The sequence below is a fragment of the Chloroflexota bacterium genome, from assembly GCA_026713825.1.
Taxonomy (GTDB): Bacteria; Chloroflexota; Dehalococcoidia; order Lucifugimonadales; family UBA1127; genus UBA1127.
Window position 1 is genome coordinate 1 of sequence record JAPONS010000055.1, and the last position, 23,733, is coordinate 23,733.

At 65.7% G+C, this 23,733-nt stretch carries 27 protein-coding genes; 6 read left to right on the forward strand and 21 right to left on the reverse strand.

Annotated elements, in window-relative coordinates; translation table 11 throughout:
• Positions 1 to 90 precede the first annotated feature (90 nt).
• The 4 genes from OXC99_07055 to OXC99_07070 form a co-directional block, all read right to left on the reverse strand.
• Positions 91 to 1,677 carry a rhodanese-like domain-containing protein gene (locus OXC99_07055; GenBank protein MCY4624740.1) on the reverse strand — a complete coding sequence of 529 codons (1,587 nt, stop codon included), beginning with the start codon at positions 1,675 to 1,677 and terminating at the stop codon, positions 91 to 93.
• On the reverse strand, positions 1,677 to 2,264 hold the full coding sequence (locus OXC99_07060) for a cysteine dioxygenase family protein (GenBank protein MCY4624741.1): 588 nt from the start codon (positions 2,262 to 2,264) through the stop codon (positions 1,677 to 1,679). Before OXC99_07060 ends, OXC99_07055 begins: the two co-directional genes overlap by 1 nt.
• Positions 2,265 to 2,329: 65 nt before the next feature.
• On the reverse strand, positions 2,330 to 3,664 hold the full coding sequence (locus OXC99_07065; GenBank protein MCY4624742.1) for an MFS transporter: 1,335 nt from the start codon (positions 3,662 to 3,664) through the stop codon (positions 2,330 to 2,332).
• Between the two features lie 118 nt (positions 3,665 to 3,782).
• A complete protein-coding gene (locus OXC99_07070; protein ID MCY4624743.1) occupies positions 3,783 to 5,480 on the reverse strand; it encodes a proline--tRNA ligase in 1,698 nt (565 codons plus the stop codon).
• A 197-nt stretch (positions 5,481 to 5,677) separates the two neighbouring features.
• On the opposite strand from OXC99_07070, the gene OXC99_07075 reads away from it, so the two are divergent.
• On the forward strand, positions 5,678 to 5,968 hold the full coding sequence (locus tag OXC99_07075) for an HU family DNA-binding protein (protein ID MCY4624744.1): 291 nt from the start codon (positions 5,678 to 5,680) through the stop codon (positions 5,966 to 5,968).
• A gap of 59 nt (positions 5,969 to 6,027) precedes the next feature.
• Here the strand turns inward: OXC99_07075 and ispG are convergent, their stop codons facing one another.
• From ispG to gltX, 15 genes are all read right to left on the reverse strand, one after another.
• Positions 6,028 to 7,182, reverse strand: a complete 1,155-nt coding sequence (ispG, locus tag OXC99_07080; GenBank protein ID MCY4624745.1) for a flavodoxin-dependent (E)-4-hydroxy-3-methylbut-2-enyl-diphosphate synthase — start codon at positions 7,180 to 7,182, stop codon at positions 6,028 to 6,030.
• An 83-nt stretch (positions 7,183 to 7,265) separates the two neighbouring features.
• Positions 7,266 to 8,660, reverse strand: a complete 1,395-nt coding sequence (locus OXC99_07085; protein MCY4624746.1) for a M50 family metallopeptidase — start codon at positions 8,658 to 8,660, stop codon at positions 7,266 to 7,268.
• A complete protein-coding gene (locus tag OXC99_07090) occupies positions 8,661 to 9,794 on the reverse strand; it encodes a 1-deoxy-D-xylulose-5-phosphate reductoisomerase (protein ID MCY4624747.1) in 1,134 nt (377 codons plus the stop codon).
• A complete protein-coding gene (locus OXC99_07095) occupies positions 9,791 to 10,561 on the reverse strand; it encodes a CDP-archaeol synthase (protein ID MCY4624748.1) in 771 nt (256 codons plus the stop codon). Before OXC99_07095 ends, OXC99_07090 begins: the two co-directional genes overlap by 4 nt.
• A 21-nt stretch (positions 10,562 to 10,582) precedes the next feature.
• Complete coding sequence (uppS, locus tag OXC99_07100) at positions 10,583 to 11,359, reverse strand: polyprenyl diphosphate synthase (protein MCY4624749.1); 777 nt, start codon at positions 11,357 to 11,359, stop codon at positions 10,583 to 10,585.
• A 3-nt stretch (positions 11,360 to 11,362) separates the two neighbouring features.
• Positions 11,363 to 11,926, reverse strand: a complete 564-nt coding sequence (gene frr, locus OXC99_07105; protein MCY4624750.1) for a ribosome recycling factor — start codon at positions 11,924 to 11,926, stop codon at positions 11,363 to 11,365.
• 9 nt (positions 11,927 to 11,935) lie between these two features.
• On the reverse strand, positions 11,936 to 12,679 hold the full coding sequence (gene pyrH / locus OXC99_07110; protein MCY4624751.1) for a UMP kinase: 744 nt from the start codon (positions 12,677 to 12,679) through the stop codon (positions 11,936 to 11,938).
• A 10-nt stretch (positions 12,680 to 12,689) separates the two neighbouring features.
• A complete protein-coding gene (gene tsf / locus OXC99_07115; GenBank protein ID MCY4624752.1) occupies positions 12,690 to 13,178 on the reverse strand; it encodes a translation elongation factor Ts in 489 nt (162 codons plus the stop codon).
• Between the two features lie 84 nt (positions 13,179 to 13,262).
• Positions 13,263 to 14,168 carry a 30S ribosomal protein S2 gene (gene rpsB, locus OXC99_07120; GenBank protein ID MCY4624753.1) on the reverse strand — a complete coding sequence of 302 codons (906 nt, stop codon included), beginning with the start codon at positions 14,166 to 14,168 and terminating at the stop codon, positions 13,263 to 13,265.
• Positions 14,169 to 14,647: 479 nt separating this feature from the next.
• The gene (locus OXC99_07125) at positions 14,648 to 14,953 is read right to left on the reverse strand and encodes an AbrB/MazE/SpoVT family DNA-binding domain-containing protein (GenBank protein ID MCY4624754.1); all 306 of its coding nucleotides are present in this window, start codon (positions 14,951 to 14,953) and stop codon (positions 14,648 to 14,650) included.
• Between the two features lie 37 nt (positions 14,954 to 14,990).
• Complete coding sequence (locus OXC99_07130) at positions 14,991 to 16,502, reverse strand: leucyl aminopeptidase (GenBank protein MCY4624755.1); 1,512 nt, start codon at positions 16,500 to 16,502, stop codon at positions 14,991 to 14,993.
• A gap of 133 nt (positions 16,503 to 16,635) precedes the next feature.
• Positions 16,636 to 16,959 (reverse strand): putative addiction module antidote protein, encoded by a 324-nt coding sequence (locus OXC99_07135; GenBank protein MCY4624756.1) that lies wholly within the window; start codon positions 16,957 to 16,959, stop codon positions 16,636 to 16,638.
• Positions 16,960 to 16,975: 16 nt separating this feature from the next.
• Positions 16,976 to 17,266: a type II toxin-antitoxin system RelE/ParE family toxin gene (locus OXC99_07140; protein ID MCY4624757.1), complete on the reverse strand. Its 291-nt coding sequence runs from the start codon at positions 17,264 to 17,266 to the stop codon at positions 16,976 to 16,978.
• An 81-nt stretch (positions 17,267 to 17,347) separates the two neighbouring features.
• On the reverse strand, positions 17,348 to 18,658 hold the full coding sequence (gene pfp / locus OXC99_07145; protein MCY4624758.1) for a diphosphate--fructose-6-phosphate 1-phosphotransferase: 1,311 nt from the start codon (positions 18,656 to 18,658) through the stop codon (positions 17,348 to 17,350).
• A gap of 138 nt (positions 18,659 to 18,796) precedes the next feature.
• Positions 18,797 to 20,293 (reverse strand): glutamate--tRNA ligase, encoded by a 1,497-nt coding sequence (gene gltX, locus OXC99_07150; protein ID MCY4624759.1) that lies wholly within the window; start codon positions 20,291 to 20,293, stop codon positions 18,797 to 18,799.
• A gap of 315 nt (positions 20,294 to 20,608) precedes the next feature.
• On the opposite strand from gltX, the gene OXC99_07155 reads away from it, so the two are divergent.
• The 5 genes from OXC99_07155 to OXC99_07175 all read left to right on the forward strand — a co-directional run bounded on the left by OXC99_07155 (position 20,609) and on the right by OXC99_07175 (position 23,068).
• Complete coding sequence (locus OXC99_07155) at positions 20,609 to 21,016, forward strand: hypothetical protein (GenBank protein ID MCY4624760.1); 408 nt, start codon at positions 20,609 to 20,611, stop codon at positions 21,014 to 21,016.
• A 92-nt stretch (positions 21,017 to 21,108) separates the two neighbouring features.
• Entirely contained in the window at positions 21,109 to 21,978 is an 870-nt protein-coding gene (gene lipA / locus OXC99_07160) for a lipoyl synthase (protein ID MCY4624761.1), read from the forward strand.
• A complete protein-coding gene (locus OXC99_07165) occupies positions 21,978 to 22,268 on the forward strand; it encodes a hypothetical protein (protein ID MCY4624762.1) in 291 nt (96 codons plus the stop codon). The genes lipA and OXC99_07165 overlap by 1 nt, the downstream gene beginning before the upstream one ends.
• A gap of 152 nt (positions 22,269 to 22,420) precedes the next feature.
• Positions 22,421 to 22,702, forward strand: coding sequence for a type II toxin-antitoxin system RelE/ParE family toxin (locus OXC99_07170; protein ID MCY4624763.1), 282 nt, complete (start codon positions 22,421 to 22,423; stop codon positions 22,700 to 22,702).
• A 36-nt stretch (positions 22,703 to 22,738) separates the two neighbouring features.
• The gene (locus OXC99_07175; GenBank protein MCY4624764.1) at positions 22,739 to 23,068 is read left to right on the forward strand and encodes a HigA family addiction module antitoxin; all 330 of its coding nucleotides are present in this window, start codon (positions 22,739 to 22,741) and stop codon (positions 23,066 to 23,068) included.
• 51 nt (positions 23,069 to 23,119) lie between these two features.
• On the opposite strand, the gene OXC99_07180 is transcribed toward OXC99_07175, so the two are convergent.
• Together OXC99_07180 and OXC99_07185 are read right to left on the reverse strand one after the other, a co-directional pair.
• Entirely contained in the window at positions 23,120 to 23,323 is a 204-nt protein-coding gene (locus OXC99_07180; protein MCY4624765.1) for a hypothetical protein, read from the reverse strand.
• An 86-nt stretch (positions 23,324 to 23,409) separates the two neighbouring features.
• A partial coding sequence (locus OXC99_07185) for a polyprenyl synthetase family protein (GenBank protein ID MCY4624766.1) occupies positions 23,410 to 23,733 on the reverse strand: 324 nt, incomplete at its 5' end.

The window sequence follows — 23,733 nt, forward strand, 5'->3', positions numbered from 1 at the left end:
CCTCCCGCCCCCCCGCCCCGCGGGGCCCCCCCACCCCACCCCTCCCCCGATTTGGGGGGGAGGGGGACAGGGCAGCCACAAGGGTTGCCCCTACTGGTATTTGTCGCCGAGGGCGATCTCCCATCGGAGGTAGTGCACGGCGTCCGCATAGCTGCGCTCCGGCCCAGCCAGCACGACATCATTCGGGATGTCGCCCGGCAACGCCATGACGCCGGTCAGGCCGCGCTCGACGGGGAGGCCGGCCTCGCGCCACGCGGCCATGCCGCCATCGAGGTAGGACACGTTGGTATAGCCGAGCCCGTACAGCGTCAGGCCGGCCAGCGCCGACGCACGCCCGTCGACACAGGCGGCGACGATGCGCGCGTCTTTCTCAATGCCGTGGTCGCCGATGCGCAACTCCAGCCACCCGCGCGCGATCCACCGCGCTCCCGGCACGTGCCCGGCCGCAAACTCCTGGCTGGTGTCGACGAAGATGACGACGGCGTCCTCGGTGGCCGCCAGCTTCTCCGCCGTCACCGCGGGCACAGCAGCCCACGCGCCATCGAGGCCGAAGGGGGCATGCTCCGGCGCGCCCTCTTCCAGCGCGAGTCCCGCACCGGTCCATGCATTGACGCCGCCGCCTACGACGAAGATGTCCTCAATGCCCATCTGGCGGTACCACGACGCCGTGGCCGTCGCGCGGGCTATCCCATCGCAGCAGAAGACGACGGCGCAGCCCTTCACGACGGCGACGTCATCGGTGCGTTGCACGGCCTGCCCGCCGGGGACCCAGCGGAAGCCGGGGATATGCCCGGCCAGGTATTCTTCGCGTGTGCGCACGTCGATGAAGTACACAGCGCGCTCGGTGCGGGCGTTCCGCTGTTCCTGCAGCCCGCGGATGTCGAGGAAGCGCACACCGTCCTCTTCGGCCAGACGCGCCGCGTAGGCCTCGGCGGCGCGCACGCCCTCTTGCGAGGGGTGCGGCATCTCGACGCGGTCCGCGCCGCGTTCGAGCTCGTAGCCGGCGAGTGTCCAGCCGGCGGTGCCGTTGGTCAGCGCGAACACGTTGGGGATACCCATGCGCTGGAGCACGCGCGCGCCGATGATGCTTCGCGTCCGGCCCGCGCAGTTGACGACGACTGCCGTGTCCTCCGACAGCCCATTGGCAATGTCCGTGATCCGCAGCGGCAGCTCGGCGCCGGGGACGCTGCGGCCGCCGGGTATCGCGAATCGCTGGTACTCCTCCGGCGTTCGCGAGTCGAGGATGACGGTGGGCTTGCCCGACTCCAGCCGCTCGTGCAGCTCGTCCGCGCTGATGTTGGCGACGTGGCTCTGGATCTCGATACGCTCGCCGAAATCCTTGCTGGGCACGTTCATGCCCCATTCGGTGCCAAACCCCTGGTTGACCCAGGCGTTGATGCCGCCATCCAGGACCGCAGCGTTTGCGTAGCCCATGCGCTCGACGGTGTCGGCGGCGAGGACGGCGCGGCGGCCGTCGTCGTCGCACAGCACTACCGGCACGCCCGTGTGCGGCACCGAGTCATGGAGCTGGAACTCCAATCGCCGCCTCGGCAGCCAGCGGGCGCCGGGTATGTGCGTGCTGTTGTACTCGCCGGCCTCGCGCACGTCCAGCAACGCGAAGGGCGTGTCGCCCTGCAGGAGGGCGTTCAGGGCTTCCGGGGTGACTCTTCCAGCCATTAGCAGTTGTCCCACCTCGCGGTTGCGAACCGCGTGATCTTGCCCGACTCCGGGTCGTAGCGGCGCCGGCTCCAGCCGCGCAAGTCCACGCCGTAGATGTGGATCTCCGGTGTCGGCTTGCCGGTCTGGTTGTCCATCTGGTGGATCTCGTCAACGTCCGGCACGAGGAGGGTGATCTCGCCGGGCTTGTTCTGCGTGACGCGGTCCTGCTCCAGCAGCGCGTAATCGTCCTGCGAGCGGTCGTCGAGGCGGCGGAAGCGGGTCTCAGTCATGGTGTTCTCTATCACGCCGATCATGCCCCACGCGCAGTGGTCGTGCGGGCCGATGTGGCTGCCCGGCCCCCACACGACGGAGGTGATGGACATGCCGCTGGGCGCCTGGTGCAGGAGGTAGGTGGTCGACTGCTTTTCCGGCGTCCGGTTGCCCATCGGCACGCGGTACTTCTCGGGTACGGCGTCGGGGTTGGCCAGCAGCCGCTGCAGGTGGGACGAGGCCCGCTCGAACAGCGCAGCCTGGTCGGGCTGGCCGTCCACCAGATCGTCCATGTCGTGGATGAAGTCTTCCAGCGTATACGTTACTCTCGCCATCGGTCACCTCGGATGATTGAACTTGTGTCCGGATGGGCAGAGTTTCTTGCCTTGCGGGGGCGGTGTCAACCTGAAGGCTGCGCCTCGGGCTCGGCCGGTCCGGTTGCTTCACTGGGCGCCGGCGCCCGGCGAGCACGCCGTATTGACGGGAAGAGCGCCAGCACCAACGCAACGAAGAAGATGTTCAGCGAGCTCATTGCGATGATGGAAGGCACCGCGCCGAAAGTCTCCGCGGCGATACCCATCGCCATGATGCCGACAGGCCCGAGTCCGACGAGTATGAACCGGATGCTGATGACCCGCGCCCTCACGTAGTCGGGCGTCACGAGTTGCACCATCGTCATGTTGCTTGTCATGAATGACTGCACGCAGAGGCCGAGGCACAGCGCCAGGGCGAGCGCCAGCAGGTAGTAATTGGACAGCGCGAACAGCGTCAGGATGATGCCCACCAGCAATCCGGCGACCATCATGAGCTTTGTCAATTGGGGCATGCCGCGGGCGGTGGCCGCGATGAGGGAGCCCATCAGGGCGCCCACGCCAATCGCGGTCATCAGCACACCGAGGTCGTCCGGCCCGCGATTGAGCACGTCCCGCACGAGCACCGGCATCACGGCCTGGAAGGGCATGACGAAGGTCATGACGATGAGCCCGAGCAACAAGAGGGCTATGATGACCGGCTGTCCCCGAACGTAGCGGATCCCGTTCAGGATGCTCTGGACCATGGACTCGCGCGCGCCGTCTGCGCCGAACCGCTGACGGCCGGCGACGGTGGGAATGTTAAAAAGCGCCATGCCTGCCAGCGCGGGAACGAGCAGCAATGCCGCGACCAGGAAGGTGTGCGCCATCCCGAAGAACTCGATGATGAAGCCCGCCGGCGTCGGCCCCGCCACCTGGCCAAGGCTGAATATCGTGCTGAAAAGGGCCACGGCGCTGGCGACGTCGCTCCGGCGCACCAGGTCCGGCACCACGGAGGTTCTGGCGGGCATGGCAAAGGAGAACGCGACCCCATTGGCGATCGCCAACGCAAAAACATGCCACACCTGAATGAATTCCAGGAACACCAGGGCGGCCATCGCCAGGAGGGTGATGAGGTTGAATACATCCGTGGTGAACAGCAAGAGTTTGCGGCCGCCCCTGTCGGCGAGCGCCCCACTGATAAGGGGGAGTACCAGCATGGGCACGAGCTGCGCCGCCTGGACCGCGGCCACCTGGAACGGCGAGTCGGTCAATTCCAGAACGAGCCAGCCCCGAGCGATCATCACCATGAAGAATGACATAATTGAGAGCAGAGAGATCGACCAGAAGGCGGCATACCGCGGATAGGCAAAGGCGCGCAGGGGTCCCTGGAACAGGCGGCTGCGCCTCAGGCCTCCGGCCTCTTGGTTTTCCTGTGGTCCCACTCTGCTCCTTCTGGTAACACCATGCCCCGGCAAAAGGGTCCCCGTAGCGACGCTGCCATCTCACGGCGCGCGAGGACCGGAGGCACGAACAACCCGCGACGCGCGGACAGCCCGGGCGCTAAGCGTCCAACAGCGACGCGACAGTCGCGGGGGCGTCTTCCAGCGCGACGAGCTGCGCGGCATCGGCGTCGCGGCGTTTGACCTCCGCCACCCCCTCGCGCAGGTTGCGCGGGCTGACGACGACGCGCACCGGGAAGCCGAAGAGGTCGGCGTCGTTGAACTTGACGCCGGCCGATTCGGCCCGGTCGTCGTACAGCGTCTCGAATCCGGCTTCCGTTAGCTTGCGGTAAACATCGTCCGCCGCGGCCGCGACGTTGGCGTCCGCGGCGTTCAGCGCGGCCAGGTACACCTGGAACGGCGACACGCTGACGGGCAGGCGCATGCCTCGCTCGTCGCGGTTGTGCTCGATGGTGGCTGCCAGCAGCCGGCCGATGCCGATGCCGTAGCAGCCCATGATTGCCGGCTGCAGCGAGCCCTCCGGCGACAGGAACGTGGCGTTGAGCGACTCACTGAAGAAGGTGCCCAGCTTGAAGACGTGCCCCACCTCGACGCCTCGCTCCGCGATGAACGCGCCGCCGCAGTGGACGCAGCGGTGCCCGGCCTCGGCCAGCGCGATGTCGCCGACGGCGTCCGGCACGAAGTCTCGGGGAGTGTTCACGTTCTTCATGTGCCAGTCAGGACGGTTGGCGCCCGCCGCGAAGTTCACGCCCACGTAGATGGACTCGTCCGCGACGCTCTTGATGCCGGTCAGGCCGACGGCGGACGCGGAACCGGCGACGAGGCCCGCGGCCTCCACCTCCTCGTCAGAGGCGTGGTGCAGCTCGTTCGCGCCGAGAAGCCGCTTCAGCTTGACCTCGTTGACCTCCAGGTCGCCGCGAACGGTCACGAAGACCATCTCGCCGTCCACGACGTAGAAGACGGCCTTGAGGGTCTGTTCCGGCGTGATGCCGAGAAAGTCCACCAGGTCCGCGATAGTCATGAGGCCGGGCGTGTGCACGTCCTCGACGGGGAGAAGGTCGCCGGAGGGGGCAGGGGGACGCTGGAAGGCGGCGCGCTCGGCGTTCGCGGCGTAGCCGCAGTCCGGGCACTGGATGAACGTGTCCTCGCCGATCTCTGTCGGCATGATGAACTCGTGCGAGTCCTTGCCGCCGATGGCCCCGCTGTCGGCCTCGATCATCACGGCCGGGATACCGCAGCGGCTGAAGATATTGCGGTACGCCTGCACCATGCGCTGGTAGGTCTCGTCGAGCGACTCCGCATCTGCGTCGAAGCTGTACGCGTCCTTCATGTCGAACTCGCGCACGCGCACGAGGCCGCCGCGCGGTCGGGGCTCGTCCCGAAACTTGGTCTGGATCTGGTAGACCAACTGCGGCAGGTCGCGGTAGCTCTGCAGGTGCTGCTTCACCAGCAGTGTGACCGCCTCCTCGTGCGTCGGCGCGATGACGAGCTCCCGCTCGCGCCGGTCCTTCAGGCGCATGAGGTCCGGGCCAAAGGCGGCGTCCCTGCCGGTCTGTTGCCATAACTCTCGGGGTTGCAGCGTCGGCAGTTTGACCTCCTGCCCCCCGGCGGCGTTCATCTCGTCGCGCACGATAGCCTCGACCTTGGCGAGGCTCCGCAGCGCCAGCGGCGCGTAGGAGTACACGCCGGCCGCGACCTGCTGGATCATGCCGGTGCGGAGCATCAGGCGGTGGTTGGCGGTCTCGGCCTCTGCAGGGTCGTCGCGCAGGGTCTTCGCGAGGAACCGGGATAGGCGCATGGGCGCTCCTTGACACGCGTGAGATTCGGGGCCCTGTCTAGGATACCAAGGCAAGGGAGCTTCCACTAGGCCCTGTAGCTGAGCCAGCTACGAAAACCGCGCTTGTGAGACGACACTGTGACGTCACTGTACACGTATGCTACACTATGCCCGCAGATTCAGGCGGGCATGCTCCAATTGGGAAGGGGGGAAGGTCAATGGCCACCTTGCGGCGGGCCGATCTTGCAGGGCGGCTCTCCTCAAAAATGAGGGGAACCAAGGCGGCGGCGGACGTCGCCCTTGCGGCAGTGGTTGAGGTGTTGGAAGAGGCTCTCGCGAACGGCCACAAAGTGGTCCTGACCGGCTTCGGGACCTTCCAGGTCAAGCGGGCCAAGGCCCGCATCGTGCGTCCCATCCGTGGCGGCGACGCCGTCGAGGTGCCGCCGCACGACCGTGTCGGATTCGTGCCGGGCGCCAGCCTGCGGGCGGCCATCGGCCCGAAGAAGTAGCGAGGCCGCCGCCCCGGAGGGCCAACGGCCTCGTCAACGCCTGAGGTTCTTCAAGCAGGCTAGCCGGCTACCCCGGACTCTTCCCGCTCCGCCATGACCTGGTGGATCTCCTTCATCAGTTCTTCCAGCATGTCGGCCTCCGCCACCACCTTGGTCTTCACCCCTTTGCGGAATATGATGGCCCGCCCGTTGCCGCCCGCGATGCCGATGTCGGCGTCCTTGGACTCGCCGGGCCCGTTTACCTCGCAGCCCATGACGGCCACTTTGATGTTGGTGTCGAGGCTCTTGACCAGCGCGTCCACTTCGTTCGCCAGCTTGACCACGTCCACGTCGGCGCGCCCGCACGACGGGCAGGCGACCAGCGTCACGCCCTTCTCGCGCAGGTTCAGCGACTTGAGGATCTCGTACCCGGCGGTGACCTCGTCGCGCGAGTCGCCGCTGAGGGATACGCGGATGGTGTCGCCGATGCCCTCGTACAGCAGGTAGCCGAGTCCCACGGCGCTGCGGATGGAGCCGGAGGACACCGTGCCGGCCTCGGTGATGCCGAGGTGGAATGGATAGGGCACCATCCTGGCCAGGCGGCGGTAGGCCTCCACCGTCGTCGGCACGTCAAAGGCCTTCAGGGAGATCTTGATCAGGTCGAAGTCGAGCTCTTCCAGCAGGCTGATCTCCCAGAGCGCCGTCGCGACCATGTGGTCGACGACGCTGTACTCGCCCTCCCTGGCCTCGCCGGCCTTGGGCAGGCGGTTCACCATGTCGAATAGCCGGGAGAAGCCGCGGGTCTGCCCGATGCCGCCCACCGGCGGCAGGCTGCCGAAGTTCACGCCGATGCGGATGGGGGTCTCGCGCTCCTTGGCGGCCACGACCACCTGCCTGACCCGGTCGGCGTCCCGAAGGTTGCCCGGGTTCAGCCGGAGGCAGTCGACGCCCTGTTCCAGCGCCTCCAGCGCAAGCTGGTAGTGGAAGTGGATGTCCGCGACGAGGGGGATGTTGATCTGCTTCTTGATGGCCCCCAGCGCCTGGGCCGCTTCCATGTCCGGCACGGCGCACCGGATGATGTCGCACCCAACCTCTTCCAGGCCTTTTATCTGCGCCACGGTGGCGGCCACGTCCCGCGTGTCCGTCTTCGTCATGGATTGCACGGCGATGTCGGCGTCGCCGCCGACCTTGACGCCGCCAACGTAGACCGGCTTGGATACCCTGCGCTTCGGCATTCGATCTGCTCCTTCGATTCCCCGCCGCGCGGGCGGATCGCTCACGCCTTAACTATACCCCAAACCGCACGCCGATGCGCGGACTAGTTGGCGATCGAGTTGCCCGCGATGATGCGGCTCACGTCGAAGAACGTGATGATCACGATGACGCCGATGAGCACGGCGAACCCCACCGCGTGCACCAGCCCCTCCCGCTCCGGCGGAACGCGCTTGCCCCCGCGCGCCCACTCGAGCGCGACGAAGACGATGCGGCCGCCGTCCAGCGCCGGCAGCGGCAGCAGGTTGATGATGGCAAGGTTCAGGCTGAGCAGCGCCGCGAAGATGACCAGCGGCCGCCAGCCAGCCTCCGCGACCTCGTCGCTGATCTGCGCGATGCCCACGGGCCCGGCAAACTGCGGCCCGCCGGAGCCCGCGAACCAGCTCAGGATTTCGTTCTTCAGGAGGACCAGCATCTCCCACATGCGCACGAAGCCGTTGGGGATGGCGGTCAGGATGTTGCCCGGCTGGCTGACCACTTGCCCCTGAATGGTGCGAATCTGGATTCCGACGTTGCCCTGGCCCTCGGGCGGCGCCCAGCGCGGGACAAGGAGCACGGTGAACGGCTCCGTATCCCGCACGGCGGTGTCGACGGGCCCGGTGTCCGCCCCGAAACCGAAACTGCCGGTGATGAGGCGTTCCGGGCGCATAACCAGGAATTCGGTTTCCTTGCCCAGGTTCAGCAGGATGCGGGTCTGAAGGGTCTGCGTGTTGTAGACCCTGTGCCCGTCCGCTTCCAGGATGATGTCGCCGCTCTGCAGGCCGGCGCGCTCGGCCGGCGACTCCTGCGCCACGCCCGCGATGAGGACACGGCCCTCGTACCGCTCCTCCGGCGCCGCGAAGAGGAAGACAAAGAGCACCACCGGCAGCACGACATTCATGGCGGAGCCGGCCGCCAGCACGGTGAACCGCGTGAGCGGGCTCCTGCTCGCGAGGCTCCAGGGCACGTTGGGGTTGTTCTCCCCCGCCATCCGCACGAAGCCGCCCAGCGGGAGCCAGTTGATGGTGTACACCATGTCCGCGAGCACCAGTGTGTCCCCGCGAACATCGCGGACCTTGCCCTCGTGGACGAGGACCTCCTTGCCGAGCGCTTCCTCCAGCGACAGGTCCCTCGACGCCGTTCCGCCGAAGAGGCCCTCAACGGCCAGCGCGGTGAGCGCGCCGTCGCTGCCGGAGCTGGAGTAGACGCGTACTTTCATGCCCGGCCGGACTTGATCGCGGGAATGAAACCCAATGAGCCACACATCCTCGGGCAGGCGCACGGGCGTCCGGCCCGTGTAGAGGCCAAACGCTCTGGGAGGGAAACCCCAGCCAAACTCGAGCACTTTGACGCCGAAGGCGCGGGCGGAGAAGAAGTGGCCGGCCTCATGCACCATGATGAGCACGGTCAGCAGCAGGACAAACCGGACGACGGTGACCAGCAGGCCGATGGGGTCTTCCATCTACCGCTCCACGATGCCGCGGGCCGTCTCCCGCGCCCACGCGTCCGCCGCGAGGATGTCCTCCAGCGAGGGGTCTGCGGTGGACGTGTGCCGGTCGAGCGCCGCCGTCACGACCCCGTGGATGTCGCCGAAGGCGATGTGCCCGCCGAGGAACGCGTCGATGGCCACCTCGTCCGAGGCGCTGAGGACGGTCGGGTACGTGCCGCCTGCGTGTCCGGCCTCCAGCGCGGTCACGAAGCACGGGTAGCGCGCGGGGTCCATCTCCTCGAAAGTCAGCGCCGCCGCGGCTATCGGGTCGAAGCGCGGGGCCTGCTCGCACGGCAGCCGCTGCGGGTAGAACATGGCGTACTGGATGGGCAGGCGCATGTCGGGAACGCCAAGCTGCGCCTTCACGGAGCCGTCCATGAACTCCACCATCGAGTGGATGATGCTCTGCGGGTGGACGACCACGTCCACGCGTTCCCAGGGCATGGCAAAGAGCCAGTGGGACTCGATGACCTCGAAGCCCTTGTTCATCAGCGTTGCGGAGTCGATGGTGATTTTCTTGCCCATGCTCCACGTCGGGTGCTTCAACGCCTGCTCGGGGGTCACCTTGGCGACTTCCTCGATCGGCAGGCGGCGCAGCGCCCCGCCGGAGGCCGTGATGATGAGCCGCCGGACGCCATTTTCCACGTCCTCGCCCTGCAGGCACTGCCAGATGGCGCTCGGCTCGCTGTCGACGGGCAGAATCTCGCCGCCGCAGCGCGCGGCCTCCCGCGTCAGCAGCTCGCCGGCCATGACGACGGGCTCCTTGTTCGCCATCGCGACGTGCTTGCCCGCTCGCAGCGCCTCCAGCGTCGGCAGCAGGCCCGCGTTGCCCACCATGCCCTGCATGACAAGGTCGACGTCGGGATGCGTCGCAATCTCGACGATGCCGCCGATGGTCTCCGTGCCGTCCGGCAGCTCGCCGGCCGGGGGCTGCTGCTGGCAGTACAGGTAGCGCGGCTGGAACTCGTGCGCCTGCTCGAGCAGCATATCGCGGTTGCTCCACGCGGACAGCGCGAACACCTCGAACTCGTCGGGGTAGGCGCGGACGATGTCCAACGTCTGCCGCCCAATGGAACCGGTTGAACCCAGAATCGCGAGCTTCTTCATAATGTCCACACTTGCCACATGAATGCGAACGGCAGCGTCACCAGCATGCTGTCCATCCTGTCGAGAACGCCGCCGTGTCCCGGAAGCAAGGCCCCCGTGTCCTTGACGCCCGCTATCCGCTTCATCGCCGAGACCGTGAGGTCGCCGATGATTGCGCCAATTGCGAGCGTAACGCCCAGCGCGGCTACTGCCGGGAGACCTAGCGGCAGGTCTAATAACAGGGTAAGCCCAATGGCGGCCAGTACGCCAGCAAGAACGCCGCCGATGGTGCCCTCCCACGTCTTGTTGGGGCTGATTGACGTCAGCTGAGTCCGGCCGATCAGCTTGCCGACGGCAAAGGCGCCGGTGTCGATGGCCATGGTGCAGAGCAAGGCGGTCAGCGTCCATTCCAGACCGTTCTCCAGGTTGCGCATGAGGAGCGCGACGGCCAACGGCATCCCGACGTGGAACGGGCCCATCGCGCCCATCAAACGCAGCTGCCATCCCAGGCCCGGCCCCGGAGCGGTGAAGTGAAAGATGATCATTGCCAGCGCCGCCGCCGCAAAGGCCATGAGGAACTGCAGCGGTCCCCACACGGCGGCCTGGATCATGCCGATGGTCAGCGCCCAGGCGAAGAGGAGTCGCGGAGGAGAGTCGAAGGCCTTGCTCAGGCGGTTGTACTCGAAGACGGCCAGCGCGCCCGCGACGCTCGCCAGGGCGCCCATGTACGGCGCGCCAAGCAGCACAACGGCCAATACGACGGGGATGCCGACGAAGGCGGTTGCCACGCGGAGGGTGAGCATGGGCGGCTAGTCCGCGCTGTTGGGGAGCACCCCGCCAAAGCTCCGGCGCCGGCCCCGGTACGCCTCCAGCGCGCGAATGGCCTCGCCGCGGCCGAAGTCGGGCCAGCAGGCGTCGGTGACATAGTGTTCGGCGTACGCGCCCTGCCAGAGGAGGAAGTTGCTCAGGCGCATCTCGCCCGCCGTGCGGACGATCAGGTCGGGGTCCGGCACACCGTAGGTGTAGAGGTGCTGCGACAGCTTGGCCTCGTCAAGGTCCTCCGGCGCGGCCCCCGCCGCCAGCAGCCGGCGCACGGCCTGCAGGATCTCGTCGCGCCCGCCGTAATCGAAGGCGATGCTCAACTCGAAGCCGTCGTTGTCCTTCGTCAGCGCCACCGCCGCCTCGATGGAGGCCTGCAGCGACTGCGGCAGCCGGTCGAGGCGGCCGAGGTGGCGCAGCCGGACGCCCTCTTTGTGCAGCTCTCTCGTCTGACTGTCGATGACATCGGCGAGAAGGTCGAAGAGGCCGGTCACCTCATCCTCGGGCCGGGTCCAGTTCTCTGTGGAGAAGGCGAAGAGGGTCAGGTGCTTGACGCCGTACTCGGCGAAGCAGCGGGCCACGGGGCGGATGTTCTCCGTGCCCGCGCGGTGCCCGGCGAGCCGGGGCAGGCCGCGGCCCGCCGCCCACCGACCGTTGCCGTCCATGATGATGGCGACGTGCGCGGGGACTTCGTCAGGCGCGAATCGGGCCTGCGATTGCTCCGCCTCCGCTCCGGCGTACGCGTCCGGGGCCCGGCGTCTCTGCACGGGCTAGACCTCCATCAGTTCGGATTCTTTGGCCTCGCCCGTCTTGTCGATCTGCGCGATGTTGGTGTCGGTGATCTTCTGAAGCTGGTCCTGGAAGCGGCGGAGGTCGTCCTGCGACAGCTCCTTGTTCTTTTCCTGCGCGCGGATCTTGTCCTGCACGTCCCGCCGCACGTTTCGGACGGCCACCCGGGCGTCCTCGACGCGCTTGCGGACGGAGCGCGCCAGGTCCTTGCGCCGGTCTTCCGTCAGGACGGGCATTGTGAGCCGGATGACGGAGCCGTCGTTGTTGGGCGTGATGCCGAGGTCCGATTTATGGATGGCGCGCTCCACTGCCGACATCGCCGTCTTGTCCCACGGCTGGATGGCCAGCACACGCGCTTCCGGCACCGACACCGACGCGAGCTGGTTCAGCGGCATGTCCGTGCCGTAGTACTCCACGACGATGTGCTCGACGAGCCCGGGCCGCGCCCGTCCCGTCCTGACTGACTCCAGCTCTCGCTGCAGCGCGTCGTTGGCGCCGTGCATCCGGTGTTCGGCGTCCTTCAGGTGTTCGTCCGCAGTGGGCATGGCGTCCTCCTAATCCCTGCTCAGAAGACTCTCGGGGACGTCCGCGACAAGGGTCCCCAGCTGTTCCGCGTTGAGGAGCCTCATGAGGCTGCCTGGCTTGAATACGTCAAATACCACAATGGGCAGGTGGTTGTCCATGCACATGGAGACCGCCGTGTTGTCCATGACTTCCAGCCCCTTGTTCAGGACGTCCATGTACTCCAGGTAGTCGAAGCGCTTGGCGTCGGGATGGATGCGGGGGTCGGCGTCGTACACGCCGTCCACCTGGTTCTTCGCCATGAAGATGGCGTTGGCGCCGATCTCGACCGCCCGAAGCGCGGCGGCCGTGTCCGTGCTCATGAAGGGATTGCCCGTCCCCGCTGCGAAGATGACGACCCGCCCCTTCTCCAGGTGCCGGATCGCCCGCCGCCGGATGAACGGTTCCGCGACGGCCTGCACGCCAAGCGCGCTTTGCGTCCGGGTGTCCACGCCCATCTGCTCCAGAGCGTCCTGGAATGCGAGGGAGTTGATGAGCGTCGCAAGCATGCCGGCGTAGTCGGCGGCGGCCCGCTCCATGCCCCGCTCGGCGGCGTCTGCGCCGCGCCAGATGTTGCCGCCGCCCACGACGACGGCAAGCTCGACGCCGGTGGCGACCGCGTCCTTCACTTCCTGGGCAAGATAGTGCACGGCCTCGGAATCGATGCCGTAGCCCTGACTGCCCTGCAGCGACGCGCCGCTCAGCTTGAGGACAACGCGCCGATAGGCTGTTGCCATGGCGAGCCCCCTACTCCTCGGCCAGGGCGTAGCGGATGAAGCGCCGGACCTGGATGTTCTCTCCCATCTTCGCGATGGCGTCGTTCACCAGGTCCTGGATGGATTTGGACGGGTCCTTGATGAAGGACTGCTCCATGAGGCTCGCGCCCTCGCCCTCGTCTTCGGAGGTGACGCGGTCAGGGTCCATCGCCGCCACCTGCATGGCGAGATCGTGGGCCAGCGCCCGGAACTCATCCGTGCGGGCCACGAAGTCCGTCTCGCAGTTGAGCTCGAGCAGCGCGCCTATGCGGCTGCCGCTGTGGATGTAGGACTCCACGACGCCCTCGGCGGCGGAGCGGGACGCCTTCTTCGCCGCGCTGGCCAGGCCCTTCTCGCGCAGGATCGCCTGGGCCTTTCCAGAGTCGCCGTCAGCCTCCTGCAGCGCCGTGCGGCAGTCCAGAATGCCGGCCCCGGTAATCTCCCGGAGCTTTCTAATGTCCTCAACGCTTACTTGCACCATGACTCTTCCATCCTTTGCGTGCTGCCGGGGCGGTTTTGGGCGCACCACATCCGCGCCGTTGTGCCCCGTTGTAAAAGATCCGGGCTAGTTTTCGGTGTCGTCGCTGTCATCCGGGAAGAACACGTGGGCTTCCAGGTCCTCCTCGGAAGCCAGGTCATCGAAGTCTTCCGCGGTGGTGTAGGCCTGGAAATCGCCGGAGTCGACGACGGTATCGGCCTCGATGGCTTCCTGCTCCATGAGCATCGCCTCGCGCTGCTGCAGACCGGCGATGACGGCGTCCGCCATTCGGGCGGTCACGAGCCGGATCGAGCGGATGGCGTCGTCGTTGCCGGGGATGATGTAGTCGACGAGGTCCGGGTCGCAGTTGGTGTCGACCAGTGCGAAGATCGGGATGCGGGCCGCGCGGCCCTCCTCCACGGCAATGCGCTCCTTATCGATGTCGATGACGAAGAGCGCGCTTGGGGGCTTCTTCATGTTGCGGAGCCCGCGGAAGTACTTGCGCAACCGGCGGAGCTGGTCCTCCGCCTTCATGAAGTCCTTCTTGGGCAGCCGCCGCAACTCGCCGCGTTCCTGCCGGTCCTCAAGGTTGCGCATATGGTCTATGCGCGACTTGATGGTGGGAAAGTTGGTGAGCGTGCCGCCCAGCCACCGCTGGTTGACGTAGAGCATCTCGCAGCGGTTGGCCTCGTACTCAATGGTCTCCTGCGCCTGCTTCTTGGCGCCGACAAAAAGGATGTCGCCGCCATTCGCCACAAGGTCGGTCATGGCCTGCGCCGTCCGCTCCAGCAGGACGAGGGTCTGTTGCAGGTCAATGATGTGGATGCCGTTCCGCTGCGTGAAGATGAAGCTCTTCATCCGCGGCTGCCAACGCCGCGTCTGGTGTCCAAAGTGGACACCCGCCTCCAGCAGCGACTTCATGGTCACCGGCTCTCTGGCCGGCGGTTTCGGCTGTTCCTGTACTTCCGTGGTCACAACTTGCTCAGTAGTCAAACCGTGCAACTCCTCGTCCAAATAGTTGATCTGTTTGTAAGGGACACCGGGCAGGAGTATAGCATAGCTGCGAGAGCGGGGCAAAGCGTGGGGGCGCTGGATGTCGCTATATTCGCCGAGTCCCCGATAGAGCGGTCATTCGTTGGTCCAACGTTAGTGTTTCCAAACCATCGCGAGCGTAGTCCTCTGCGATGAGCCGGTCCACCAAACCCGCCCCGTCCGCAATTTGGAGGGCCTCAAGGATAGAGGCGCCGTTTTGCGGCGAGACGAGGCCGCTACGAAGGGTACGGTACAAGGCAATGCGGGCTGCATTCTTGTCTACGCCATAGGAATGCTGCAGAGCGACGTAAGCCTCGCCTATAACTTGATTCGACGCAACGACCTCAGCGCCTTGTTCAGCCAAAGTAAGCAATTGGCTCCTGCAATACAAATACAGGTCTTCAGGTTGCTCCGACAAGAGCCTCATCAGGACTGAGGTGTCAATCCCGTAGGGAGGGGTCATAGGTGCCATCTCTGAATGCGTCTATGTCGAAGGGTGGCGTATTGGGGTCTATCTTGTCGCGCAGATACCCCAGCATAGAAAGGTCAATCTCTCTCTGCTTGTGTTTCCTATCCGGTCGGAGAGCAATCCCGTCAGGCAGGCACACCACCTCGACATACTCTCCCGGTTTCACCCCCAGTGAATCCAGAGCCTCAGTAGGGATAGTTACCCGTCTATCAGCATTGATCTTGACACGCATTTCAGCCCCCGCATCCACATTAAACGGGCCTTCTGTAGCTGTCAATAGGCTAAACAGTTCATAATTTTGGTCTGAACTTGCCCTACCCCCGCCGCGCAAGGTTCTGCGCCAGCCGCACCAGCGATCGCACCGGGATGCCCGACGCGCCCTTCACCCACGCGCCGTGGTCGCGGCTCACCATGTACACGCCCGCGATGTCCATGTGCACCCACGGCGTGTCCTCGGCGAACTCGCCCACGAAGTGCGCCGCCGTGATGGACCCGGCCGGGCGGCCGCCGGTGTTCTTGATGTCGGCAACGTCGCTCTTGTTCTGCTCCTTGTAGTCGTCGTCCAGCGGCATCTGCCACATGCGCTCGCCCGACTCATCGCCGGCCGCGATGACCGCGTCCACCAGCTCCTGGTTATTGCTGAACACTCCGGCGCGGACGTTGCCCAGCGCGACGCCCATCGCGCCCGTCAGCGTCGCGATGTCCACGATGCGCTTCACCCCGAGCTCCTGGCGCGCGTAGGTGATCGCGTCGCCCAGCGTCAGCCGGCCCTCGGCGTCCGTGTTGTCCACCTCAATGGTCTTGCCGCTCATGGACTTGAGGATGTCGCCCGGCCTCGTGGCGGACCCGCTTGGCATGTTCTCTGTGGCTGCGGCGATCATCGTCACATTGATGCGCGGCTTCAGTTGCCCAATCGCGTGCATGGCGCCGATGACCGACGCGCCGCCGGACATGTCGGCCTTCATCCGGCCCATGCCCTCTGCTCCCTTGAGTGAAATGCCGCCGGAGTCAAACGTGATGCTCTTGCCGATGATTCCCAGGTTGTTGTCCGGGTCAGCCGGGTCCCCGTTGTAGCGGCAGATGATGAACTTGGGCGGCTCCACGCTGCCCTGCGCCACGCCGAGGAAGGCGCCCATCCCCAATTCCGCGCAGTCCGAGCGCTCCAGCACGCGGAAATCCAGCCCGTGCTGCGTCGCGACCTCCTCAGCGTGCAGGGCGAGGCGGGTCGGCGTCATCTCGTTGGCGGGCTGGTTGGCGAGGTCGCGGGCGAGAGACGCCGCTTCCGCCATGATCCGCCCGGTCTGCACACCGCGCTGCACCGCGGCCTCGTTCTCCGGGTCGAACACCATGACGGCGAGCTCCTCGGGCTTGCCGTGGTTGCCGTTGTCGCCCGACATGTGGTGGCGGAAGGTGTAGAGGCCCAGCAGCGTGCCCTCGGCGAGGGCGGTCGCGGCCTCCTCCGGGTCGATGCCGCCGATGCCCGCGCCGTGCAGGATTGTCGCGGCCTTCTTGACGCCGAGGCCGCGCAGGTATCGAGCAGCATCTCCCGCAACGTCGCGGATCGAGTTCACGTCGAAGCTGTCCTGCTTGCCGAGCCCCGCCACCACGACGCGCTTTGCCGGCATCTTGCCCAGCGTGTGAATGACGGCGTTGCCCTTCTTGCCGGTAATCTCGCCGTCTGCGATGAGGTCGCTGAGGGCGCCGTCGAGCGCCGTGTCCACGGCCCCAGTCGCGCCGCCGGGCGCCGTCACGCCCTGAAAGAGGTTCACGACGATAGCGTCAGCCGCGACCTCGGTGATGTCTCCAACTACTACTTTGATGTCCATGAGTCCTCCAATAATGCGCGCAGGAGCGCCGTGTGAGTTGGGGCCAGTGTATATGCAAACGCAGGGGCGGGGTAGCCTGTGTGTTCAGGGCGTCGCGTCGCGCTTTGAAGGGGAGCGGCCAAGGATACGCAAATTAGTCCTGGGCTGTTTCTATCGCGCTCTCCCGTTGCCCTGCAACTTCGGCGCTAAGTTGCAGTCCGAGGGCACGCACTACTTTTAGCACAGTGGAAAATTCCGGGTTGCCACTTGGAGACAACGCCTTATACAGGCTCTCTCTTCCCAATCCGGTGACGCGAGCCACATGTGCCATACCCTTGTATCTCGCAATATGGCCCAGCACGGCTGCTACGACTCGCGGATCGCCACCTTCGAGCGCAGCTTGAAGATACTCGGCGGCATAGGCATCGTTCTTGATATGCGTCGCTGGATCCCAGGGAATTGTCTTGGTCCTTTGTATCGTCAACGCAGTCCCCTCATAGTCCCCTGGCCAATTCCAGAGCGAGCCTGATGTCCCTTTCCTGGCTGTCCTTGTCGCCTCCGGCCAGAAGCACAACTACTGTCTGACCACTCTGCTTGTAGTAGACCCTGTAGCCTGGGCCAAGATTGATTCGCATTTCCGCAACGCCTTCACCCACGGGCCGCACATCCCCCGGGTTACCTAGCGACAATCGCTCGATTCGAACATCTATGCGCGCTTTCGCGGCACTGTCCTTGAGCCTCGAGAACCAGCGTGTGAACTCCGTAGTTTGGCGGACCTCAATCATCGGCTAGTGTATCCTGACGGATACTCCTTTGCAAGTGATTCCCCTAGTCACCTCCACCCAGCGATACCAGTGCCGTAGCCTCTACGCGTCCACGCCCGCCAGCTCCTCCGGCCCGATTGCCGCGCTTGCGAACTCCTCCGCAAATGCCTCCGGCGTCATATTCGCCGCCTCTGCCAGCTTGCCCAGCATCGCGGTGTCTTCAAGGTCGCGGCGGTTGAGCCTGATCATGTACTGTCGCGCCACGCGGTAGTGCTCAGACTGCATGTCAACCACGCGCACCTTCGTCCGCCCCGTTTCCGGGTCGCGCATCTGCTCGAAGGGGATGACGCGCAGGTTGCCGCCCTCCAGGCACACCATGCCGCCGTAGCGCAGCTCTTCGTCGTCCCCGTAGGAGTCAGACGTGAGGAAGCGCACCGCGCCGTGCCCAAGGTCTCGCGTGTAGTCGATGTCGAAGGGGATGGCCGGCGCGCACCGCAGCTCATAGCCAAGCACCACGTCGACGGCCGGCAGCGACAGTCCGCGCTCCTTGAAGCGGCGCTGCATCGCCCGCCGCAGCACCAGGCCCAGCGGCACGTCGCCGAGCCGGATGTGCCCGTAGGGGTCGCGCTCCGCAGTCTCACCTACAAGAGCCTCCAGCTCTTCACTGGTGAGCTTCTCCATGATGCCCTCGGCGACGACGGCCAGGCCGTCCTGCCGGCCCATGACCCGCCGTTTGTGGATAGCCCCCTCCAGGACGCGGCAGACGTCGTCCATGGTGATGTGCTCCGAGGGAAACTCCTCCGGCACGATGGTCACCGTCGCGCCCGCCGATTTGCCGATGCCCAGCGCAAGGTGGCCGGCCTTGCGCCCCATCGCGATGACGAAGAACCACCGGTTGGTGGTCCGCGAGTCCTCCATGAGGTTCATCACGATCCCGGTGCCCACGTGCCGCGCAGTCTCGTATCCGAAGGTGGGGAGGTCTGCGGGAAGCGGCAGGTCGTTGTCGATGGTCTTGGGGACGTGGATCGCGCGTATCGCCCCGCCGGTCGCCCGCGCGACGGCGTACGCCCCGAATGCCGTGTCGTCGCCGCCGATGGTGACGAGCGCGCCGATGCCCTGCGTTTGCAGGTTCGCAAAGCAGCGGGCGGTCCCGCCCTCGACCGCTGACGGGTTGGCGCGCGAAGTGCGCAGGATGGAGCCGCCCTGGTTGTGGATGCGCGAGACATCGGAGATATAGAGGTCGCGGAACCGCTCGGGGCCGCCGTCCATGAGCCCGGCGTAGCCGTCAATGATGCCGACCACCTCGTAGCCCCGGTTGATGGCCTCGATGGTGGCCGCGCTGATGACGCTGTTGATGCCCGGCGCAGGCCCGCCGCCCACGAGTATGCCTATCCGTCCCCTTGAAGTGCTCATATCCATCGCCTCCGCTTCACCCATGAACTGACCCGACTTTGGCCCGGCAATCCGGTCCATTGCAGGCAATCGCGCGCCCTCAACGAGACGGTTGCCCGATTTCCTTCATCTTTACAGGTTTGAGGCCTCGGCCGAGTGTCAGCGCAACGTGCCGGCGGCATTGCGCAGGGCGTCCATGCAACGCTCGCGGCCGAGCGCGACCATCGTCGCGAAGAGCGGCGGCGACACGGCACGCCCCGTCACCGCGGCGCGGATGGCGCCGAAGAGCTGCCCCGTCTTCAGTTCAAGCTCCTCCGCCATGGGCCGTAGGGACGCCTCCAGCGCCTCCTCTTCCCAATCGCCGACGGACTCCAGCCTCTCCGTGACCGCCGAGAGGGCTCCGAATGCCTGCTCAGGCGAGACGCCCTTCGGGACGAGGTCCTTCGCGGCGGGCGTCGGAAGACCCTCGAAGAAGAACGACAACAGAGCGGGCGCCTCATCCAACCGCTTCAACCGCTCCTGTATGAGCGGCGTCAATGTCGCCACATACTCAGCGTCGACGGGCCGTGCCACGCCGTCCGGCAGTCCGCTCTCGGCCTCGGGACGCTCCAGGAACGGCAGGATGCGCTCGGCGAGCTCTTTGGCGGGCAGTTGCCGGATGTAGAGGCCGTTCATCCATGTGAGCTTCTCGGCGTTGAAGATCGCCCCGGCCTTGCCCACGCGCTCCAGGTCAAAGTGCTCCACCAGCTCGTCGCGGGAGAACAACTCCGTGTGGTCGTCCAGCGACCAACCAAGGAGCGCCATGAAATTGGTCATCGCTTCCGGCAGGTAGCCACTGTTCTTGTATTCGAGGGTTGACGTTGCACCGTGGCGCTTCGACAACTTTGCGCGGTCCGGGCCCAGGATCATCGGCAGGTGCGCCAACACCGGCGGGTCCCAGCCGAGGGCGCGATACAGCAACACGTGGCGCGGTGCGCTCGGCAGCCACTCCTCCGCGCGCATGACGTGCGAGATCTGCATGAAGTGGTCGTCCACTACGTTGGCAAGGTGGTACGTCGGAAAGCCGTCGGACTTCAGGATGACGAAGTCGTCTATCAACGCCGGCTCGTAGGCAACGTCCCCGCGGATGAAGTCGTTGACGACGACCGTTCCGCTCTCGGTCGGGATGCGGAAGCGCACGACGTGCTTCTCCTCGGCAGCGCGGCGCTCGCGCTCCTCGGCGGTGAGTGCGGTCAGGCAGTGGCGGTCGTAGCCGGGAGGCTGCTGGTTGCGCTGCTGCTCTTTCCGCATCGCGTCAAGCCGCTCCGGCGAGCAGAAGCACGGGTAGGCGGCGCCGTTTGCCAGCAACGTGTCGACGGCCTCGCGGTACAGCGCCAGCCGCTCCGACTGGATGTACGGGCCGTAGTCGCCGTGGCTGCCCCCGCGTTCGCTCTCCGGGCCTTCGTCCCAATCGAGCCCCAGCCAGCGCAGCGACGCCAGGATCGAGTCCAGCGCGCCCTCCACCTTGCGCTCCTGGTCCGTGTCCTCGATGCGCAAGACGAAGGAGCCGCCCGAGTGCCGCGCGAACAGCCAGTTGAACAGCGCCGTCCTGATGTTCCCGATGTGGGGTTCACCCGTAGGACTCGGCGCGAACCGGACTCTGACCGTGTCTGCCATAGACCAATTACCTCCTCTTGCATTGTAGCAGAGTGCCCGAATGCCAAAGGAAAGGTGTTGTTACGGCGCGTTCAAGGGCGATGCCCAATGGGTGGTGTTGACGGCAACGCGGAAGTAAGATTGCGGAAGGCGGGCATGACCTGCCGGAAAGCGGTGCAAGATACTATGAAGAGACACCTTGACCTGCGAAGGCTTCTGGGCCCCTGGCTTGTTGTACTTTCCCTCGCCGTTGCTGTCCTTGCGATTGCCTCCTGCGGAGGCGACACGCCGGCCAAACCGGTAACCGATTCCGAGGAAGCGCTTGTGAGGTCAGAGGTGGAAGACCGCTCATTCCGCCAATTCGAGCCCTCCGTGGACGGTGACCCGCGAAAGGGCGTCGTCGTCGACTTCACGGACGGCTTCCGCTTGTGGGCACAGTACGCGGAAGGCGCGAACGCGGTGAACGAGTGGGAAATCGTCTCGGACGAGTACAGCTTCCAGAAGCACGGCTCTATCTCGGAAATCACCGTTAACTTCTCACAACCGCGCTCTTCCCAGACGCTGCCCACCATGTGCACAGACTGCATTGACACCGCTGGCGTGTCCGTCTCCATCGAGAGCGTCATAAGCACCACGAACATCAAATTCAAGATCAACGACCCGAACAACGTCCTCCCCTCGCCCTTCCCGGTCTTCGACTCGTGGACCAAGTTCGAGGAGGGGGAGATCGTCAACGGCGGTTAGGGCGCCGACCGATCGACGAAAAGACCCTGCCGCCCCAAGCGATGTCCCGCGGCGCTCTGCTATGATGAATGCAGTACTCATAGGAGCAGCCCGTGCCCCCAGAACGTCGACTGCCTGAATGGTTCCGGGTGCCCGCCCCCGGCGGCCCCAACTACCTCCGTCTGCGCAGCCTCGTGCTCAACGGCGGCCTCCACACCGTCTGCCAGGAAGCTCACTGTCCCAACATCGGCGACTGCTGGGACCGCGGCACCGCAACCTTCATGATTCTCGGCGACATCTGCACTTGGCGCTGCCACTACTGCGCTGTCACCACCGGCCGCCCGCTCGCCCTCGACCTCGGAGAACCGGCGCGCCTCGCCGAGACCGTCCGCCAGCTCGGCCTCGGCCACTGCGTCATCACCTCCGTCACCCGCGAGGACCTGCCCGACGGCGGCGCGTCCGTCTTCGCCGAGTGCATCGAGCGCATCCACGCCGCGCTGCCCGGCTGCACCGTCGAGGTGCTCATCCCCGACTTCAAGGGTGATGACGACGCCCTCCACACCGTCCTCGACGCGGGCCCCGCTGTCCTCAACCACAACATCGAGACCGTCCGCCCCGTCTTCCGCCGCGTCCGCCCCAAGGGCGGCTACGACCGCTCCCTCCGCCTCCTGCGCCGCTCAACGGAGATGGCCCCGCACATCCCCACCAAGTCCGGCATCATGGTCGGCCTCGGCGAGACGGAGGGCGACATCCGCGACACGATGGCCGACCTGCGTGAGGCCGGCTGCCGGCTCCTGACCATCGGCCAGTACCTCCGGCCGTCCAAGCTGCACTGGAAGCTTGAGCGCTTCTACACCCCGCAGGAGTTCGAGGCCCTCGCCGCCCTCGGCCGCACGATGGGCTTCGCGCACGTCGCCTCCGGCCCCCTGGTCCGCAGCTCCTACCACGCCGACGAGCAGGCGGCCGCGGCGAAGGGCGGGTAATGCAAGACGATTCCAGCACGTCTCAGATAGCGGATAGTGTGCGCATCAGGCTCCTCGACGCCGAAGTTGCGGAGTGGATCAGGGAGGATTGGCGCGTCGAGTCCCGTAGTAACTTTCAGGCTGTAATGGTCTCCGGGCGGCGGGTAAACCATCTGCTTCACCTTGTGCTTGCCCTTGTAACGGCGGGCCTGTGGATATTCGTATGGATCGCGCTGGTTCTCACCGGCGGCGAAAACCGTGAGCTCCTGTTGGTGGACATTTATGGGCTAATCAGCAGTGAGGAAGTCTAGACAGGCTGCCGATTTACCCTTCTAAGGGCTACTATAAGCGGAAGAGTCTGCCGCACTGAGCGGCATACCCATTGGACACGCCGGCGGTTTCGGGTGATGGGAGGGGTTGACAAGGTTATGAAGATATTGTATCTTTTACGTAAGGCGTAAAAATAATAGCTGGATTCAGGGGCCGCAAGACGCTCCAGTTCTTTCAGGGGCAGGACGTCCGGGAGTTCCGGGGCTTTGCCAGGCAGGCCATCAGAAGGTTGACCATGTTGGACAACGCGGAGACGCTCAGGGATCTTGCAGGCCTCGGCAGCAACAGGCTGGAACGCCTCTCGGGAGATCGGAATGGTCAATACAGCATCCGGATCAACCAGCAGTGGCGGATCTGCTTTCAATGGGGAGAGACTGGCCCCTACGACGTGGAGATAGTGGACTATCACAGATAGTGGACTGCCACCAGAAAGGCAACTGAAATGAATCCGATGAACGGCATGCCCCCAGTACACCCGGGCGAGATCCTCGCGGACGAGCTTGACGAGCTTGGGCTGTCCGCCAACGCCTTCGCCAAGGCGCTGGGCGTGCCAACCAACCGCATCACCGCCATCCTGAACGGCCAGCGCGGCGTCACCGCGGACACGGCCCTGCGGCTGGCGCGCTACTTCGGCACAGGGGCGCAGCTTTGGCTGAACCTGCAGAAGTCCTATGAACTCCGGCGAGCGGAGATTGATGCATGGGAGAGCATTCAACGGACGGTGCAGCCCCGCGTGCTGGCCATTGCCGAGGGGACGGACACCCCGCCGTACAAACCGTAGGGCAATCTCTCCGGCGCTCGTCTGGAACATCGTGGCAGCCGAACCGCACCCCTAGTTGGCGGACTCCAGCCACTCCTCCCAGAAGCTCGGCGTGCGCTCCTCGCCCTCGAACTCCACATCGACGACGCAGCCGCCGGGGCGCACCTGGTGCATGCGCTTCACTGTCCCGACCCTGCCGATGTACAGAAGGTCTTCACCTTCTTTCCTTGCCTCTTCAATGACCTTGACCGGCTGCCCCAGGTTGAACTTTGGCATGGAACCCCTCCATGACGCTTGGTGTGCTTCCGAACATAGCATATGACCGGGGTTGTGGAGACGCCAACAAGCGCCGCAGTCGATCGCTACACGTGCCGCTCCAGCACGAAGTCGCTGAGCTCCAGCAGCGCGCGCTTGGCGTCCGAGTCCGGCAGCGGCTCCAGCGATGAGATCGCCCGTTCCCGCAGCATGTCGGCCACCTCGTAGACGCCCGCCATGACGCCCGAGTTCCGCACCATGTCGACTGCCCGCTCCAGGTTCCTCTCGCGGTCGATGTCCCGGCACACGGCGACGACGGGGTTGTCCTCCGGGTACTGCTCCACCAGCAGCAGCGCAGGCAGCGTCAGCACGCCCGACGCGAGGTCGCTGCCCACCGGCTTGCCGATCTCCGCCGCCGAGCCCTCGAAGTC

Bases quoted from the DNA above. Each gene is read 5' to 3' on its own strand.
- tsf (MCY4624752.1), bottom strand. From the start codon at position 13,178: ATGGTGCAAGTAAGCGTTGAGGACATTAGAAAGCTCCGGGAGATTACC.
- OXC99_07075 (MCY4624744.1), top strand. From the start codon at position 5,678: ATGGCCACCTTGCGGCGGGCCGATCTTGCAGGGCGGCTCTCCTCAAAA.
- pfp (MCY4624758.1), bottom strand. From the start codon at position 18,658: ATGAGCACTTCAAGGGGACGGATAGGCATACTCGTGGGCGGCGGGCCT.
- OXC99_07130 (MCY4624755.1), bottom strand. From the start codon at position 16,502: ATGGACATCAAAGTAGTAGTTGGAGACATCACCGAGGTCGCGGCTGAC.
- OXC99_07140 (MCY4624757.1), bottom strand. From the start codon at position 17,266: ATGATTGAGGTCCGCCAAACTACGGAGTTCACACGCTGGTTCTCGAGG.
- OXC99_07090 (MCY4624747.1), bottom strand. From the start codon at position 9,794: ATGAAGAAGCTCGCGATTCTGGGTTCAACCGGTTCCATTGGGCGGCAG.
- OXC99_07055 (MCY4624740.1), bottom strand. From the start codon at position 1,677: ATGGCTGGAAGAGTCACCCCGGAAGCCCTGAACGCCCTCCTGCAGGGC.
- gltX (MCY4624759.1), bottom strand. From the start codon at position 20,293: ATGGCAGACACGGTCAGAGTCCGGTTCGCGCCGAGTCCTACGGGTGAA.
- pyrH (MCY4624751.1), bottom strand. From the start codon at position 12,679: ATGGCAACAGCCTATCGGCGCGTTGTCCTCAAGCTGAGCGGCGCGTCG.
- OXC99_07175 (MCY4624764.1), top strand. From the start codon at position 22,739: ATGAACGGCATGCCCCCAGTACACCCGGGCGAGATCCTCGCGGACGAG.
- OXC99_07180 (MCY4624765.1), bottom strand. From the start codon at position 23,323: ATGCCAAAGTTCAACCTGGGGCAGCCGGTCAAGGTCATTGAAGAGGCA.
- frr (MCY4624750.1), bottom strand. From the start codon at position 11,926: ATGCCCACTGCGGACGAACACCTGAAGGACGCCGAACACCGGATGCAC.
- OXC99_07085 (MCY4624746.1), bottom strand. From the start codon at position 8,660: ATGGAAGACCCCATCGGCCTGCTGGTCACCGTCGTCCGGTTTGTCCTG.
- OXC99_07070 (MCY4624743.1), bottom strand. From the start codon at position 5,480: ATGCGCCTATCCCGGTTCCTCGCGAAGACCCTGCGCGACGACCCTGCA.
- OXC99_07060 (MCY4624741.1), bottom strand. From the start codon at position 2,264: ATGGCGAGAGTAACGTATACGCTGGAAGACTTCATCCACGACATGGAC.
- OXC99_07165 (MCY4624762.1), top strand. From the start codon at position 21,978: ATGCAAGACGATTCCAGCACGTCTCAGATAGCGGATAGTGTGCGCATC.
- ispG (MCY4624745.1), bottom strand. From the start codon at position 7,182: ATGCCGAAGCGCAGGGTATCCAAGCCGGTCTACGTTGGCGGCGTCAAG.